The 15,853-nt window shown below is 58.3% G+C and carries 19 protein-coding genes and 1 pseudogene; 5 read left to right on the forward strand and 15 right to left on the reverse strand.

Going from position 1 to position 15,853, the window contains the following annotated elements:
- Nucleotides 1-9 precede the first annotated feature (9 nt).
- From napA to IB254_RS00940, 4 genes are all read right to left on the reverse strand, one after another.
- On the reverse strand, nucleotides 10-2,514 hold the full coding sequence (gene napA, locus IB254_RS00925) for a nitrate reductase catalytic subunit NapA (protein ID WP_192415829.1): 2,505 nt from the start codon (nucleotides 2,512-2,514) through the stop codon (nucleotides 10-12).
- The gene (locus tag IB254_RS00930; RefSeq protein WP_192415831.1) at nucleotides 2,511-2,771 is read right to left on the reverse strand and encodes a chaperone NapD; all 261 of its coding nucleotides are present in this window, start codon (nucleotides 2,769-2,771) and stop codon (nucleotides 2,511-2,513) included. Before IB254_RS00930 ends, napA begins: the two co-directional genes overlap by 4 nt.
- Nucleotides 2,772-2,804: 33 nt before the next feature.
- Nucleotides 2,805-2,972 (reverse strand): periplasmic nitrate reductase, NapE protein, encoded by a 168-nt coding sequence (gene napE, locus IB254_RS00935; protein ID WP_008038857.1) that lies wholly within the window; start codon nucleotides 2,970-2,972, stop codon nucleotides 2,805-2,807.
- A 179-nt stretch (nucleotides 2,973-3,151) separates the two neighbouring features.
- A complete protein-coding gene (locus IB254_RS00940) occupies nucleotides 3,152-3,892 on the reverse strand; it encodes a Mut7-C RNAse domain-containing protein (RefSeq protein ID WP_192415833.1) in 741 nt (246 codons plus the stop codon).
- A gap of 357 nt (nucleotides 3,893-4,249) precedes the next feature.
- Between IB254_RS00940 and IB254_RS00945 the strand changes: the two genes are divergently transcribed.
- Complete coding sequence (locus tag IB254_RS00945; protein ID WP_192228256.1) at nucleotides 4,250-4,711, forward strand: hypothetical protein; 462 nt, start codon at nucleotides 4,250-4,252, stop codon at nucleotides 4,709-4,711.
- 107 nt (nucleotides 4,712-4,818) lie between these two features.
- On the opposite strand, the gene arsH is transcribed toward IB254_RS00945, so the two are convergent.
- Together arsH and IB254_RS00955 are read right to left on the reverse strand one after the other, a co-directional pair.
- Nucleotides 4,819-5,511, reverse strand: coding sequence for an arsenical resistance protein ArsH (gene arsH, locus IB254_RS00950; protein WP_192415837.1), 693 nt, complete (start codon nucleotides 5,509-5,511; stop codon nucleotides 4,819-4,821).
- A gap of 11 nt (nucleotides 5,512-5,522) precedes the next feature.
- Nucleotides 5,523-5,993 (reverse strand): arsenate reductase ArsC, encoded by a 471-nt coding sequence (locus IB254_RS00955; protein ID WP_192415838.1) that lies wholly within the window; start codon nucleotides 5,991-5,993, stop codon nucleotides 5,523-5,525.
- A 296-nt stretch (nucleotides 5,994-6,289) separates the two neighbouring features.
- Here IB254_RS00955 and IB254_RS00960 point away from each other — a divergent pair, with 296 nt between their 5' ends.
- Both IB254_RS00960 and map read left to right on the forward strand, forming a co-directional pair.
- Nucleotides 6,290-6,556 carry a ParD-like family protein gene (locus IB254_RS00960; protein WP_192415839.1) on the forward strand — a complete coding sequence of 89 codons (267 nt, stop codon included), beginning with the start codon at nucleotides 6,290-6,292 and terminating at the stop codon, nucleotides 6,554-6,556.
- Nucleotides 6,553-7,344, forward strand: a complete 792-nt coding sequence (gene map, locus IB254_RS00965) for a type I methionyl aminopeptidase (RefSeq protein WP_192415841.1) — start codon at nucleotides 6,553-6,555, stop codon at nucleotides 7,342-7,344. Before IB254_RS00960 ends, map begins: the two co-directional genes overlap by 4 nt.
- A 74-nt stretch (nucleotides 7,345-7,418) precedes the next feature.
- Here map and IB254_RS00970 read toward each other — a convergent pair whose 3' ends face one another.
- Nucleotides 7,419-8,066, reverse strand: coding sequence for a TetR/AcrR family transcriptional regulator (locus IB254_RS00970; protein ID WP_192415843.1), 648 nt, complete (start codon nucleotides 8,064-8,066; stop codon nucleotides 7,419-7,421).
- A gap of 129 nt (nucleotides 8,067-8,195) precedes the next feature.
- Here IB254_RS00970 and IB254_RS00975 point away from each other — a divergent pair, with 129 nt between their 5' ends.
- Nucleotides 8,196-9,413 (forward strand): MFS transporter, encoded by a 1,218-nt coding sequence (locus tag IB254_RS00975; protein WP_192415844.1) that lies wholly within the window; start codon nucleotides 8,196-8,198, stop codon nucleotides 9,411-9,413.
- A gap of 184 nt (nucleotides 9,414-9,597) precedes the next feature.
- On the opposite strand, the gene IB254_RS00980 is transcribed toward IB254_RS00975, so the two are convergent.
- The 4 genes from IB254_RS00980 to IB254_RS00995 form a co-directional block, all read right to left on the reverse strand.
- A complete protein-coding gene (locus IB254_RS00980) occupies nucleotides 9,598-10,053 on the reverse strand; it encodes a VOC family protein (RefSeq protein WP_192228254.1) in 456 nt (151 codons plus the stop codon).
- Between the two features lie 87 nt (nucleotides 10,054-10,140).
- A complete protein-coding gene (locus IB254_RS00985; RefSeq protein ID WP_192415845.1) occupies nucleotides 10,141-10,560 on the reverse strand; it encodes a hypothetical protein in 420 nt (139 codons plus the stop codon).
- 174 nt (nucleotides 10,561-10,734) lie between these two features.
- On the reverse strand, nucleotides 10,735-11,157 hold the full coding sequence (locus IB254_RS00990; protein WP_192415846.1) for an MAPEG family protein: 423 nt from the start codon (nucleotides 11,155-11,157) through the stop codon (nucleotides 10,735-10,737).
- Nucleotides 11,158-11,229: 72 nt separating this feature from the next.
- Nucleotides 11,230-12,183: a diiron oxygenase gene (locus tag IB254_RS00995; RefSeq protein WP_192415847.1), complete on the reverse strand. Its 954-nt coding sequence runs from the start codon at nucleotides 12,181-12,183 to the stop codon at nucleotides 11,230-11,232.
- A 197-nt stretch (nucleotides 12,184-12,380) separates the two neighbouring features.
- Between IB254_RS00995 and IB254_RS01000 the strand changes: the two genes are divergently transcribed.
- Nucleotides 12,381-13,337, forward strand: a complete 957-nt coding sequence (locus IB254_RS01000) for an AraC family transcriptional regulator (RefSeq protein ID WP_192415848.1) — start codon at nucleotides 12,381-12,383, stop codon at nucleotides 13,335-13,337.
- An 89-nt stretch (nucleotides 13,338-13,426) separates the two neighbouring features.
- On the opposite strand, the gene IB254_RS01005 is transcribed toward IB254_RS01000, so the two are convergent.
- The 4 genes and pseudogenes from IB254_RS01005 to IB254_RS01015 form a co-directional block, all read right to left on the reverse strand.
- The gene (locus IB254_RS01005; RefSeq protein ID WP_192415850.1) at nucleotides 13,427-14,008 is read right to left on the reverse strand and encodes a hypothetical protein; all 582 of its coding nucleotides are present in this window, start codon (nucleotides 14,006-14,008) and stop codon (nucleotides 13,427-13,429) included.
- Nucleotides 14,009-14,087: 79 nt separating this feature from the next.
- Nucleotides 14,088-14,201: pseudogene (locus IB254_RS29425) on the reverse strand (VOC family protein); the annotation flags it as partial.
- A 110-nt stretch (nucleotides 14,202-14,311) separates the two neighbouring features.
- Nucleotides 14,312-14,713 carry a GFA family protein gene (locus IB254_RS01010; RefSeq protein ID WP_192415852.1) on the reverse strand — a complete coding sequence of 134 codons (402 nt, stop codon included), beginning with the start codon at nucleotides 14,711-14,713 and terminating at the stop codon, nucleotides 14,312-14,314.
- A gap of 138 nt (nucleotides 14,714-14,851) precedes the next feature.
- A complete protein-coding gene (locus IB254_RS01015; protein ID WP_192415854.1) occupies nucleotides 14,852-15,757 on the reverse strand; it encodes an alpha/beta fold hydrolase in 906 nt (301 codons plus the stop codon).
- Nucleotides 15,758-15,853: the final 96 nt, after the last annotated feature.

Here is a 15,853-nt window from a genome sequence, read left to right on the forward strand (position 1 = left end):
CGGTTCTCCTCAAGCCGCGCTGATCAACTCGATGCGGATGGCGCATTTCTTGTAGTCGGTCTGCTTGGAGATCGGGTCGGTGGCGTCGAGCGTGACCTTATTGATCAACTTGTTGGCATCGAAAAACGGTACGAACACCAGGCCGCGGGGTGGTTTGTTGCGCCCGCGGGTTTCGATGCGCGCGCGGATTTCACCGCGGCGGCTGATCAGCTTCACTTCACTGCCACGCCGTGCCTTCAAGGCCTTGGCGTCCTCCGGATGCATGTACACCAGGGCGTCCGGCACTGCTCTGTACAATTCCTCGACTCGCTGGGTCATGCTGCCCGTATGCCAGTGTTCGAGGACACGGCCGGTGCTTAGCCAGAACGGGTAATCAGCATCCGGGATTTCGGCCGGTGGCTCGTAGGGCAGGGCGAAGATGATCGCTTTCTTGTCCGGGTAACCATAGAACTGCACTTCGCTGCCGGCCTCCACGTAAGGATCGAGGCCCTCGCGATAACGCCAGCGGGTCTCCTTGCCGTCGACCACCGGCCAGCGCAGGCCGCGTTCGCTGTGGTAAAGGTCGAAGGGCGCCAAGTCATGGCCGTGACCACGACCGAACCGGGCGTACTCTTCGAACAAGCCTTTTTGCGCATAGAAACCAAAGGCCTTGGCTTCGTCGTTCTTGAAGCCGGCCTCGATTTGCTCGACGGGAAACTGGTCGACCTGACCGTTCCTGAATAGAACCTCGAATAGGGTTTTGCCTTTGTATTGCGGCGATTTGGCCAGCAACTCGGCGGGCCAGGTTTCGTCGGTGGTGAAGCGTTTGGAAAACTCCATCAATTGCCACAAGTCCGATCTGGCGTCTCCCGGTGCGCTGACCAATTGATGCCAGAACTGCGTGCGACGTTCGGCATTGCCATAGGCGCCTTCCTTTTCCACCCACATGACACTGGGCAAGATCAGGTCGGCGGCCTGGGCGGAAACGGTGGGGTAGACGTCCGAGACGATGACGAAGTTTTCCGGGTTGCGCCAGCCAGGCAAGACTTCCTGCATGATGTTCGGCCCGGCGTGCATGTTGTTGCTGGCCTGGGTCCAATACACGTTGAGGACGCCGTCCTTGAGCATGCGGCTCTGTTGCACCGCGTGAAAACCGACTTTCTCCTGGATGGTGCCGGCCGGCAGTTTCCAGATCTGTTCTGCGGTGGCGCGGTGCTTGGGGTTGGTCACTACCATGTCGGCGGGCAAGCGGTGGGAGAAGGTGCCGACCTCCCGCGCAGTGCCACAGGCTGACGGCTGGCCGGTCAACGAGAATGGGCTGTTGCCCGGCTCGCTGATCTTGCCGGTGAGCAGGTGGATGTTATAGATCAGGTTGTTGGCCCACACCCCGCGTGTGTGCTGGTTGAAACCCATGGTCCAGAACGACACGACCTTGCGTTCGGGGTCCGCATAAAGTTCAGCCAGGGCCTTGAGGCGTTCCGGGGCAACGCCGGACTCTTTCGCGGTACGTTCCAGGGTGTAGGGTTTGACGAACGCTGCGAATTGCTCGAAGGACATGTCGGTCCAGGTATTGGCCTTGTCGGCATTCTTCGCCTGTTTTTCCCGTGGGTCGTCAGGACGCAAGCCGTAGCCGATGTCATCGGCGCCTTTGGCGAAGCGCGTGTGCTTGCTGATGAAGTCCTTATCGACCGCACCGTTTTCAATGATGTGGTTGGCAATGTAATTGAGGATCAGCAGGTCGGATTGTGGCTTGAATACCATGGGAATATCGGCCAGTTCGAAACTGCGATGCTCGAAGGTCGACAGCACCGCGACTTTCACGTGCGGCTGGCTCAGGCGCCGGTCGGTGACCCGGCTCCATAGAATCGGGTGCATCTCAGCCATGTTCGAGCCCCACAGCACAAAGGCGTCGGTGGCTTCGATGTCGTCGTAGCAGCCCATCGGTTCATCCGCGCCAAAAGTGCGCATGAAACCCATCACCGCCGAGGCCATGCAATGGCGGGCATTGGGGTCGATGTTGTTGCTGCGAAAACCGGCTTTCATCAATTTGTTGGCCGCGTAACCTTCCCAAACCGTCCATTGCCCGGAACCGAACATGCCGATCGATTCCGGGCCTTTGCTCTTCAGGGCTTGCTTGTACTTTTCTTCCATGATGTCGAAGGCCTGGTCCCAGCTGATCGGCTGGAATTCGCCCTGTTTGTCGAACTGGCCGTTGGTCATGCGCAGCAGCGGCTGGGTCAAGCGGTCCACGCCGTACATGATTTTGGAGAGAAAATAGCCCTTCACGCAGTTGAGTCCGCGGTTGACCTCGGCCTTGACGTCGCCATGGGTGGCGACCACCCGGTTGTCGCGGGTCGCGACCATCACGCTGCACCCGGTGCCGCAGAAACGGCAGGGCGCCTTGTTCCAGTCCAGGGTGACCATGTCCGCTTCGGTAATCAGGTTGCTGGCGGACGTGGCAATCGGCAGGCCAGCGGCGGCGGCTGCGATGGCCGCGGCCTGGGCCTTGACGAACTCTCGGCGGGACATGCTCATTCGGTGTCTCCTGTGGGCTCTAGGAGTTCGTGATAGATCAACGCGGCGTTGAGCACCCCCGGCAGATTGTTGATTTGCTCGATACGTTGCAGGATCTGATTTTCGTGGCGGGCCTCAAGCACGACCACCAGTTTTCCGGCGGCACTTTCGTGATGTAATTCCAGGCCGTCCAATAGACGCAAGTTGGCTTTGACGGCGTCGAATAGTTCAGGTCGGGCAAGTACCACCAGGCTGGCGATATGCAGAGCTTCGTCCATGCGCTGACTCCAACAGGCTCTGAAAGAGAACTATCAGTTAGGTGGCCCGGGCGGGCCGTAGAGCATTTGGAAAAACCAGATGAGGAAGCCATAGCCGCCCACTATCGCGACCGACAGCAGCGGAAAAAGGCAGACGACAAGAAAGACAAACAGCCGGGCTTCTTTACGACGCTGCGGTTTTTGTTCTTCAGCCAACGACATGAGAATCTCCTGCCGAAACTTGCGTTGATACTAGATCAGTAGTTAAGGGGAGGACTTCTGCCCTGAGTTTTTCTCGACCAATGGTTAACCTCCCTACACCGGTGCAGGCCTCGGAAACGCTAGTACGAGCGGGACATGTTTGGAGATGGATGCGATCTCTTCCCTGTCGATGCATTCGGCTATCGGTCCAGCAGAGGTGCCAGCAGTGCACACATGCTGCGCCAGTGCGAACCCTCCCAGTAAATCCGTTGGCAGGCGTCGCAGCGCAAGAAGTGCGAATAGAGGGCGCCAACGCGTGGCGGCACCTGCGGCCGGGCCAGTTCCGGGCTGATCTCGTGCAGCGGCAGGTTGCAATGAAGGCACAGGCTGAATGGCCGCGCGCTACGCGCCAGGTCGAGGCGCTCGTACAATTCGCGCAACTGCAGCGACGGTTTCAGGGCATGCACGTAACAGCCGTGGCTGATGATCCGCCGCTTGAGCAGTTCGCGGTCACGGGTAAGCACGATACGTCCTTGCTGCGCAGCGATCTCAGCAATCTCGCCATCCTCGAAGCCATTGTCGTAGAGGGTATCGAAGCCGCTCATGCGCAGCAGGTTGGCCAGCCCGCCCAGGTGCGCATCCGCGACGAAGCGCAGCACCCGTAAAGGTTGAGCACGAACCTTTAACAGCGGGCTGATGTCCAGCGTTTCGAACTTGGGATACACCGCCAACCGGTCATCATCGAAGATCACCCGCTCGAAACCCACCGACTCACCGTTGAGCAACACCAGTTCGACCTCCGTGTGCGGTATCCCGAGCGCCTCGATCATGTGCTTGACCGTCGCCCCTCGCGCGCACTTGCAGGTGAATGACTGCCGCCGTCGTTCAGCCGGCAGGAAATCGTTGAGCTCCTCGTAGAAGCGGAAGGTTGCACTGGCCATGATGAACAGTATGGCAGGGCTGCAGGATGAGCGAGTCTGGCCCGGACATCTTCTGCGGCGGGGCCCCGACTGCGATCGTGTTGGAATTGCTCAGGGATAGGTTTGATGCCGATTTGTTCAGGGCCTTCCAGGCCGCCAGGATAAAAAACAGTGGGCCAAATGTATCGCTGTGTATCCAGACCCACTGTAAAGATGCTGGCGTACAAATGCCCTCGATCCGGATACATCCGGGATACACGGTTGCAGTCAAATAGCCTGGCCTTAGCGAGAAAGCAAAAGCATCTCGCACCACGGCTTATCGCCCTGGTGGCATGACCCTGAGCGGCCTCACCGCACACAGTATCCGGAGAAATAACCATGTCCCGTCTTTCGAACAAATCCCGTATTGGCCTGATCGCTGTTTCACTGGTCGGCTGCATGAACCTCGCTTCGTCCGCCTTCGCCGCTGACGCACTGCCTCAAGGCTACCAACTCGCCGCGGCGGAAAAGACCAGTGAAGGCAAGTGTGGCGAAGGCAAGTGCGGTGCCAGCGAAACCGGCGCCAAAGTCACCAAGGCCGGTGAAGGCAAGTGCGGTGAAGGCAAATGCGGCGACGCTTCCTTCGCCCGTACCGACACCGACCACGACGGCCGCGTTTCCCTGAAAGAATTGCTGACCGTGGCCCCAAAGGGTGCTGAAGAGTTCAAGGCGATGGACACCAACAACGACGGTTTTCTTTCTGAAGGCGAGGTCTACAAATTCCGCACCAACCAGTTCACCTCCAACGGCAAGAAAGTGCCAACCGAGCTGTTCACCAAAATGAGCAAAGCGCAGGGCTGATAGTGGGGGCTGCCGACTACGACAACACCGATGTGGCGAGACAGGGTTTTCTCTATCTCGCCACATCGGTGTTTTATTCGTTGCGATCTATAAAGCGTCGGGGTGCTTCAAATCGACCGCTGATTCACCCGCCGGGTCAGTTCTTCTGCCGACTCCTTGCGTTCGGAGTAACGGTCAACCAGGTCCGGGCGCTCCCGCAGCAACAGGGTGAACTTCACCAGCTCCTCCATGACGTCCACCACCCGGTCATAAAGCGCGGACGGTTTCATGCGGTTGTCTTCGTCGAATTCCAGATAAGCCTTCGGCACGGAAGACTGGTTGGGGATGGTGAACATCCGCATCCAGCGCCCCAGCACGCGCAGTTGATTCACCACGTTAAACGACTGAGAGCCACCACTGACTTGCATGACCGCGAGGGTTTTGCCCTGGGTCGGGCGAATGGCGCCTAGCGCGAGCGGCACCCAGTCTATCTGCGCCTTGAACACGGCCGACATCGAGCCATGACGTTCAGGAGAGCACCAGACCTGTCCTTCGGACCATTGCATCAGTTCGAGCAGTTCCTGGACTTTCGGGTGATCGGTCGGTGCATCGTCCGGCAGAGGAAGACCGGATGGATTGAAGATCCGCGTTTCTGCACCGAAATGTTCGAGCAATCGGGCGGCTTCTTCGATCAGCAGACGGCTGAATGAACGCGGTCGGGTCGATCCGTACAACAGCAGGATTCGCGGCTTGTGCGGGGTGTCGTCACCGGCAATGGATTGAATCAGGGAGGCGTCGAGATTGGGCAGTTCGTGGGACATGAGGGCTCCGGTTACAGGGTGCTGATGCGATCGAGTTCGCGCTTCAAGGCATCCCGGTCAAGTTCGCCGAAGGGCAGGTCGAAGAAGGCCCGGCAGCGTGTTTCGATGCGCGCCAGGGTCGAGTGGAAGGCTGCGGTCACGACCGCTTCGTCGCCCTTCACCTCGGACGGATCTTCCAATCCCCAATGGGCCTTCAGCGCCGGCCCGAAGTAAACCGGGCACGCCTCGCCGGCAGCCTTGTCGCAGACGGTGATGACAATATCCGGTGGGTTGGCTTCGAAGGCGTCGTTGCCTTTACTGCTCAACCCGTCAATCGCGATGCCGGCCTTTTGCAGCGTCACAAGACTGCGCGGCAGAACCTCGCCCTTGGGGAAGCTGCCGGCACTGACTGCCTGAAAACCTTGCGGCGCGAGATGATTGAACATCGCTTCGGAGAGGATGCTGCGGCAGCTATTGGCGGTGCACATGAACAGAACGCGCATGGTGACTTCTCTGGGTACATATGGTTAATCGAATATACGTTTTTCCATATGGGGTGGTCAAATGCTGTCTGATTGTCAATTCATTGCCTGGCATGGGGCGTTGCAGGAGTGCGGTCTTTGAGAACGAGGCCGCTGCAGAGTCCGTAGGGCTGACTCATTCGCCCAAATCATTACTACCTTTGCAGGCGGATCGATCAGATCCATCAGTATTCCTTCCTCATTGCCATAACGTGCATTTGATTTAGCGCCCAAACCGACTAATATACGTTCCATATCCATTTCATATAGTGAAGCTCATGGGCATCGTAAAAATTTCTGAAGGCATGCATGAGCATCTGCGCGTCGCGAGCGATGCGTTGAGTCGCTCGATCAACGCTCAGGCCGAGCACTGGATGCGTATCGGGATGCTTGCCGAATTACACCCCGACCTGGATCACAGCGACATTTGCCGCATGCTGATTCGCGCAGAACTGCAAGGCGGTCTTGATTTGAAGAAGCTCTGCGCCCTCGAAGAAAGTTCGCAAGGCCCACAGGTTCATGCAGCCATCGGAGCCAGGAAATGAGGGCGAACGTGCGCATCAATACCCCGGCAGACATCGCCAGTTCACGTGCCGCTGCAACGCTGGCGGCCGAGGTGCTGGCCATGATTGGGCCTTATGTGAAAGCGGGTGTCACCACCGACGAACTCGATCAGCGCTGTCACGACTACATCGTCAATGTGCAAAAGGCCATTGCGGGTAATATCGGCTATCTCGGCTACCCGAAAACCGTGCTGACGTCCGTCAATCAGGTGGTCTGCCATGGCCTGCCTTCGGCCACTGTCCTGAAGGATGGCGACATTGTGAATATCGACGTCGCTGTCAAAAAGGACGGTTGGTATGGCGACACCAGTCGAATGTATTACGTGGGTGAACCCGGCCCGCAGGCTCGGCATTTGGTCAAGACCACCTATGAAGCGCTGTGCGCCGGTATTCGAGTCGTTCGCCCCGGCGCCACGCTGGGCGATATCGGTTATGCCATTCAGTCGGTCGCCGAAAGGGAGGGATTCAGTGTTGTGCGCGAATACTGCGGTCACGGTATTGGCAAGGTCTATCACGACGAACCGCAGATCCTCCATTACGGCTACCCCGGCCAGGGATTGCAGTTGAAAGCGGGCATGATTTTCACCATTGAGCCCATGCTGAATGCGGGTAAGCGTCATGTGAAAACCCTGGCGGACGGCTGGACCGTTGTCACCAAGGATCACTCCCTTTCGGCCCAGTGGGAGCACATGGTGGCGGTCACTGACGATGGCTTTGAGGTTCTATCTGCCTGGCCTGACAGCGTCGAAGAGTTCCCGGCTATCCGATAACCCGGCCCTGGACAGGCCTTTGACAATTACGCAGTTGCGCCGGATTCACGCCATGGCCTCACGGGTTAAGTCAATCAGTCCCTGTTGGCCATTGCGATAGCTGGCGGAGCGGAAGAGGTCGTAATGTCCCAAGTCAGCAGTATCTGGGTGATGGCGGCATCAATGACCTCATGCGACGTGTTATCCCGAGCGAGGATGGAAATACCCTGCAGGAAACTGTCGAACACCGTAGCCATCGCGGTCGCATGAACATTGCCCGGCAACTGACCTGTACTGATACCCCGCTCGACACACGCCAAAATCCCCGCACGAGTGCGGGTGCGAGATTGGGTCAATGCATCGACCACCCGCGCATTCTCCGGACTGGGCGCGCTCATCACGCCGAGGGCCACCATGCAGCCTTTGGGATGACCTTCTTCACACTGCATGCGCGCCGATTGGCGCAGCGCGGTTTCGATGGCCTGGCGTGGAGGCAGGCTCTCGTCCCACAGGCATTCGGTGACTTGAGCGAAAGTCGCCAGATAACGCTGCACACACTCATCAAACAACGCTTCCTTGGAACCGAATGCCGCGTAAAAACTCGGTGCGGAAATCCCGCCGCCCAATCCGGCTTTCAACTGAGCGAGGGAGGTCGCGTCGTAGCCGTGTTGCCAAAACAGGTGCATGGCCTGTTCCACGGCGTGGTCGCGGTCAAAGGTGCGGGGGCGGCCCATTTGCGCCATTTCAAGGCTCCTGAGGATTACGAGATAAATACTAGTCGATACATAAGTCGTTGACAACGCGTGCTGGCAGCAGTCAACATTTGTATCGATCAGTATTTAAGTCGAAAATCCTCACTCAAGGAATCTACCGTGACACCCTCAATCACCTTATCGGTGGCGCCCGAGCGCCTACCCATCGGCGCCTTGCTTGCCCTGGCCATGACCGGCTTCATCTGCATCGTCACCGAAACATTGCCCGCCGGCCTATTGCCTCTGATCAGCGAAGGACTGGCGATTTCCCCCTCCATGGCCGGGCAGATGGTCACCGCTTATGCGCTTGGTTCGGTTCTGGCGGTGATCCCCATGACCATCGCCACCCGTGGCTGGCGTCGCCGTAATGTACTGCTGCTGACCATCGTCGGTTTCCTGCTGTTCAACTCCATCACCGCGCTGTCATCCCACTACGGCGCGACCCTGGTGGCGCGCTTCTTCGCCGGCGTCGCGGCGGGGCTGGCCTGGAGCCTGCTGGCCGGTTACGCCCGACGCATGGTCGCGCCCCATCAACAGGGCAAGGCTCTGGCGCTGGCCATGGTCGGCACACCGATTGCCCTGTCCCTGGGTGTACCCCTCGGCACTTGGCTGGGTGGCCTCGTGGGTTGGCGCACGACCTTCGGCATCATGTCGGCCCTGACCCTGGTGCTGATTGTCTGGGTGCTGGTGAAAGTCCCGGACTACCCCTCCCAAGCCGAGCACCAGCGCCTGTCGCTGCGCACCGTTCTGACCACTCCGGGCGTGCGCCCCGTGCTGGCGGTGGTGATCTGCTGGATGCTGGCCCACAACATTCTCTACACCTACATCGCACCGTTCGTGGTGCCGGCGGGGTTGGGGGATCGGGTGGATTTAGTGCTGTTGGTGTTTGGTACTGCGGCGTTGGCGGGGATCTGGCTGACTGCCAAACTGGTTGAGCCGTTGTTGCGCAAGACCGTGTTGGTGAGCCTGGCGACGTTTGCGGCGGTTTGCGTAGTGCTTGGGTTTTTGGGGAGCGTGCCTGAAGTGATCTACATCGGCGTCGCGGTTTGGGGGTTGAGCTTCGGCGGGGCGGCGACGTTGTTGCAAACGGCGCTGGCAGACGCGGCGGGAGATGGGGCCGATGTGGCGTTGTCGCTGAATGTGGTGGCCTGGAACAGTGCGATTGCGGGGAGTGGGGTAGTGGGCGGCGTGTTGCTGGATAGATGGGGTATTGCCTCTTTTCCGTGGGCAATGATGGTGTTGGTGGGAGTGGGGTTCGCGATTGTCTGGGGGGCCCGGGCTCACGGCTTTAAATCGGGTCCGCGTGCGGCTGGCCGGCCTGCGGTTGCTGGGCACTGAACTACAAAAAAGGCGCTGGCGGGGGGCTTTAATTCGAGAGTTGTCCCGTCCTGATTAAGGTTTACACCTTCTGATCTGTTTTCAGGAGGACGGGATGTATCTCCGCTGCTGAGGGCTTGGCAAAAGTTTATTGAGGCAGATGACCGGAGCGCTGTGGTCAACTTCCGAATCCAGAAACCGGCTTTCAGGCAAACGCCTCCTCGATAAATGCTTCCAGCGCCTTGTCTTCCAATATCTCGATGGAGAAGTGCCCGAAGCGTTTGGGCAGCCAGATGATGCGGGCCCCGGACGGGGACTGCAGGTTCGCGCGGGCCAGTGGTTTGCCGTTTTCGTCTTCTGGCTGAACACCACTGGCCATCAATTCGTCATAGGCCTTCTCGATGTCCGGCGTGGAGTAGCAGTGGCGATAAATCATGCCTTCACCCGATGAATCCAGGAGTTCTTTCAGGTTCCCCGCCAACGGTTGCACCAGCATGAAACGCTCCTGACCGATCAACGCGATCGCGTAGCGCACGTGCAGGCCACCGCGTTCCCAGACGAGCGTTTTAGAGATCCTGGCCTTCAGTGTCTGTGCGTAGTAAGCACAGGCTTCTTCGAGATTCGTGACCAGTACATCGACGTGACTGAACTTCAGCTCCATTGCATTTCTCCTGTCGAACCGGTGTCCATGGTAACGACGTCACCCTCAGGGGCAGAAGGGGGTACTTGAGTGCCCCCCACAATTTGCCTACACCGTTACATCAACGCTTCCACGAGCCAGCAGCCACTCCTGATAGACCGCAGCGCTATCAATCGAAAAGTCGCCATGGTTAGCGTTGATGGTTGTCTCTTCAAGGCGTCCGATCTCGATCAGAGGCTGAAGGTCTATCGGCCCATGCGAAGCGTCGCTGCTGTTGAGGGACTGCACATCGGGCCGTTCGATAGGATTGCTTTTCGCGTCGAATGTCGCCGAGATTTGATCAGGTTTATAGCGGGCTTTCAGCTGTTCCAGATCGCGCTCTGACTCGCGAAAACTTTTATCGATCTGTGCCTGGGTTTCGGCTGTCGCATTGGCGACCTGGATCTTGCCGGCGGTCACCTTGCCACTCTCCAAAGACCTTTTGAGCGCATCTACGTACGGCAGCGGAGGTAAGTTGCTTCCGATCATTTTGAAACTCCCTGGTTGGTAACCGGGTAGTAGAGCAAAAGTCAGGCCATGCGCTGAGTGCCTTGTTCTTCCGGGCGTTGGCGAGTCGCTGAGGTGGATCCGTGGCATAGGCTTGCCGGGAGCGGCAAAGCATTGCCCTCGACGTTTGCGGCAAGCAAGCACTTCATCCCTTACTCATACGCCGTAACTCGCCGCTATCACAATGAGCGCAAGGAAACAGACCAACTGAACGCAAAAGAAGGTAAACCGAATCGCCACGAACCTGTTTGTCTGCACATGAGATACGTGAACCAGAGACTGGCACACGCGAGCGATCAGGACGAGCATGGACAAGTAGTCAACGGCGGGTGTGTTGATACCAAGGGCTGAAATCACGAAGACGATGGCGCCAAAGACCGGCAGGTTCTCCACACAGTTTGCATGCGCTCGTGTTCCGCGCCGATACCAATCCTCGCCATCGGGCTGATCGCTTCGGAAAGAGGCAATCGGAACATTCGAGAACAGGATTCTGCCCCAGCGATACACCCCGACGGTTGCCATCAGCAGCAGCAAAGTCCAGGTCGCGAATCCAAGCAACATCCACATCGGTATCGTCATGGCTGCCATCCTCAATCCAGCACGTCATCCCACATCCACGTGGCCGACGCGAGGTCGGCCGGACCCTGTAGATCAGTTGCTCATGATGGGAGCCAACGCAGTCTGAATCCTGGACATCTGCGCGGGTGTTGTCATGCGCGCAAGCAGTTGGCCAAAGTGTGGATGTTGCACGCCCGAGATTATGTATTGCCAGCGGTAGGCGCCCAGCACGGAGGCTTTGATTTGCGCGGTCTCATCAACACTGAATGAGCGTGGAACATTGCGAATAAAGTAGTCGGCGTCGGATGCCGATTGTGCCTGCAGGATTGCATCGACGGCTGCCACCAGCGCAATCAGATCGTTCACGGCCTGGTCGCGCTCGACTGGCGAAAGTTTCGCGTGCTCCGCTTTCCATTCCAGCTCATCGAGCACGACGTGCCGGCTTTCATCCTTCCAGTGAAATTTGAAGACATCCTTGAAGAGTGGGCACAACTCCTCGCGCGGGGCGATGCTTTTTGCGTAATGCGTTTGAACAAACAGCTCGATATGACAGGTCAGCGCCAGCACCGACCAGGTGCTGGCCGCCAGTACCGCACGCGCCACATCGTTCGGATCGGCCACTTGACGATATCCCGCCGGCAATTGCACATCCATCATCGTCTCTATGCGCCGGAACAGCTCCTGATGCTTGATCTCGTCATTGGAAAATCGCACCAGCGCTTCAAGCGCGAGTTGATCGTCAAAGACATGGGCCCGACCTTGATCGAGCATTTTGGCACTGATAAAGCGCTCGACCAGGCCAAAGATGTACGCATAGGTTCGGCCCTGAATCTGGCTGAGCAGGCGCGCCTCTTCCAGGGTGAGAAAGGTCAGGCGGTCGATCCGCGAGAGTCCGTCGGGCAAGAATTTGCGCGAGAAGTCGAAGCGGCGGTCCTGCAGCAAATCGCGATCGATCTGCCATTCGGCTTTCTTCGAGGACCTGACAAGTTGAGCATACCGGGCGGCGTTGCCTGAATCTGCGTCGGGTAGGGTAGCGACGGTGTTCATATCGATCTCCTGCTTCCTGGTCGAATTGGAAGGGGCCATTGCGGTTAACGTCGGAGCCAGTGACCCAGGGTGAAGCCTCTGGTGGGCGTCCCGATCACTGAGTCCGCGTTGGTGCTAATCTAGGCCTCGCCGTTCAGGCGCAGAATGACCGGTGCGCCTGATTACATGCTCCGGACTCCGGAAAGGAGGGCTGGCAATTGCTGGATGCGCTTTCTGATGTCTTGCGTGTCATTCGGCTCTCTGGAGGAGTCTTCCTCGAGGCGGAATTCACTGCGCCCTGGTGCATCAGCGGAAAAATCTCTGCGGACGATTGCAAACCGTTCCTGGCGGCCCCTCGACATGTCATTGCGTCGCATTTTGTCGCTGCGGGGCACATGCAATTGAAAATCGACGGTGAAGCCCCCCTCGACGTGCGGGTAGGCGAACTCATTTTGCTTCCGCGCAATGACGTTCATACGTTTGGCAGCGACCTGAGCGTTGCTCCCATGTCGGCGCGCGACGTTATTCAACCGCCGGAAGTCGGCGGCATTTCACGTATCAAGTGCGGCGGGGGCGGCGAGGTCACGCAGTTGTTGTGTGGGTTCCTCGGTACTGAAACCCCTTTCAGTCCGTTGCTCTCGTCGCTGCCATCCTTATTGAAACTGGACGTGCGCGCGACGGCTTTGGGAGCCTGGATTGAAAGCTCATTCCGATTTGCTGTCAGCGAGATCGCGGCGGGGCGCGTCGGCTCGACAACGGTCATCGCCAAGCTATCGGAATTGCTCTTCGTCGAAGCCGTCAGCCAGTATGTCGCGAGCCTCCCCGCTGAACGGCGCGGGTGGCTGGCGGGTTTGCGGGATCCGCATATCGGGCGCGCATTGGCGCTGCTTCATGCTCGCCCAACCGAGGGCTGGACGGCAGAAGCCCTGGCGCTTGAAGTGGGCATGTCGCGCTCGGTTTTCGCGGAACGATTCACGGCATTGGTCGGCCAGCCACCAATGCAATACCTGACGCTCTGGCGCATGCACGTGGCGGCTCAACACCTGCGCGAAGGTCGCGGCAATGTGGCGCAAATCGGCTTTGCAGTGGGCTACGAATCCGAAGCCGCGTTCAGTCGCGCATTCAAACGCCAGTTCGGCACATCACCCGGCACCTGGCGCAGGCAATCGGCTTGAGAACGGAGGGCGACGGGCGCGCTTCATCCGCTTGCTACCCGTATTCAGCGAAAGATCAGCGACTGGTGTGCCGCGCCGCCCTGTCTGTCCTACGTTAGCTGAAATCGCTCTAACGCATAATCCTTGCCTGCCAAGGTAAGTTCAAAAGTGGTGGCGCCAAACGTACCCCGTGTCACTTTTTGTTTGATAAGGCGTTTGTCTTGAAGTTGCTTTAGATCGGCTTCAACTTCTGCTGTGCTGAGTGAGACAAGTTTGCAAATTGAGTTCAGGTTTGCAACTTTCCTGAAGTTTGCATGATAGGCCAACGCTTCCATCAGTAGCGTTTGGTTATCTGTCAGTCGTGGAAACTGAGGGTTGTTCATTTTGTAAACTTTTCGCTCTATCTCATGTAGCTCGTCGTAAGCTCCATCAGTGTTGCGGGCGTAGTAAATCGCTACAGACAGAGTGCTGATTAAAATCGCGATAATCATCAGCAGCGACCAATTCGGCATTGGCGTTTCCAGCGAAAGCCAATCCGAAAAACGTTGCGGCCAGCTCGTGCTATCTGCCAACAATCTCAGGTCGAGGTGAGTGTCGAGCAGCTTTATGACAGCCCAGGTGACAAGGAAAATTCCTGCCCAACAGGCCAAAGCCTTGAACGTGAATGGGGAATGCTTGCCTTGTGCTGCCATGCTACTCGTCCCCAGTGCAGAAACAGGTCTTATCAGCATAGCAGTGGAAAATTTGTCGTCTGGCAGATGACCTGAAAGGTCAGCTTTTGGCCGCCGGCCGCTCACCCAACCGCTCAACCAATCTGACGAGATAACCATCGGGATCCTGGACGATGAACTCGCGCTGGCCTACTTCTACGTTGCCGGCAGTGTAAATACCTGATGCGTGGTATCAGGCTCTGCACTGTTGGCGCGAGTGCCACGGGAAAGGGGCGCGAGCAGCATGATGCAGGGGCGGATGAGTATTATCGAGCCACAAAGCGATTATCGGGACTGCGGCCAGTGATCCTGAATGTCATGCCATACAGCCTTGGACGTCACCTCGACATGTTTCTGTTTATCGCAAGTAAAGGGTGTGTCCAGCGTACCGAGGGCTATGGAGATCCAGTCGGAGTATTCGCCCTGGCTATTTGACCAGAAGAGCGACGAGCCGCAGCGAGTGCAAAACTGACGCTCGACAGATTCAGAGGAAGGGTAAGAACGGATGTCGTCGTTACCCTGTACCAGATCAAAGTCGCCCCTCAAGACACTTCCGTAGCTCGCAAATGCAGCGCCATGGCTTTTGCGGCATTGGCTGCAATGGCAGTGCGAAACAGCTTTGGGGCGTGACCGGAGTTGGTATTGGATGGCGCCGCAAAGGCAACTGCCCTGGTAGGTCTCAGTCATTTTTGGTGGCGATCCACTGATGAGGGGGCGGCACTTTAAGCGGTGGGCAGATGCAGTGTCGAGCGACTGTCCGTCGAACAGGCAGGGCGGCAGGCTTCGACAACGATCCGTAGACAGTTTTTGCCCTGCCACAGACGGTCACTGCAAAAAGTCACGAATCGCCCGAATGGTCTGTGTAGGCGCCTCTTCCATCAACCAATGTCCTGCCCCCGGAATCACCACTTCCGTGACATTGTCCGCGGCGTTGCGCATGACGATGGCTTCGTTGTTGCCAAAGGATTTTTCCCCGCCGACGGCCAGTACGGGCATGGTCAGGCGTGTCTTCATCGATGCTTCGTTGTCCACCGCGTCCTGGCGAATGCTGCGGAACTGTGCGAACGCCGCGTGCATCGCGCCGGGGCGGGCGTAGAGTTTGGCGTAATGCTGGCGGGTGGCTTCGTCCACTTTGGTCGGGTCGCCGGCGAACTCGTTCCAGAAGCGGTCGAGGTAGATACGCTCACGACCGGCCACCAGGCGCTCGGCATCCGGACCGCCAAAATCGAAGTGCCACAGCATCGGTGAACGCACAATCTCGTTCCACGGCGGAATGCCTGGCACGGGCGCATCCATCACCACCAGGCGATCGGTTTGCTGCGGATAACGTGAGGCGTAGGCGAAGGCGACCATGGTGCCGATGTCGTGGCCGATGACCACGGAATGTTCGATTTTCAACGCTGCGAGTACTGCGCGTATGTCGCCCGCTTGCGTTTTCTTGTCGTAGCCGCCGTCCGGGATCGACGACAAACCCATGCCGCGCAGGTCCGGCACCACGACCGTGTGGTCCTTGGCCAGGTCGGCAGCGAGAGGCGCCCACATGTCGCCGGTGTCGCCGAAGCCATGCAGCAGCACCACGGCAGGCCCTTTGCCGCCGACGCGCACGTGGATTTTCGCGCCTTCCACGGCGATGTCCTGGGTGCGGAATGAAGTGGGGAATGGCGTGACGCCGGCATGGGCGGGCAGGCTTAGCGCAAGCAGCAAAGAGGCGGTCAGCAAGGTGCGGATCATGTGGTTTTCCCGGAAGGATGCGTGGAGAGTTGCGTACCGCATCCGCTGCAAACCACCGTGCCGAAAACGCACGTCGCCCGGGGCAGAACAAGGTAC

It is taken from the genome of Pseudomonas sp. PDM03 (genome assembly GCF_014852385.1).
GTDB lineage: Bacteria > Pseudomonadota > Gammaproteobacteria > Pseudomonadales > Pseudomonadaceae > Aquipseudomonas > Aquipseudomonas migulae.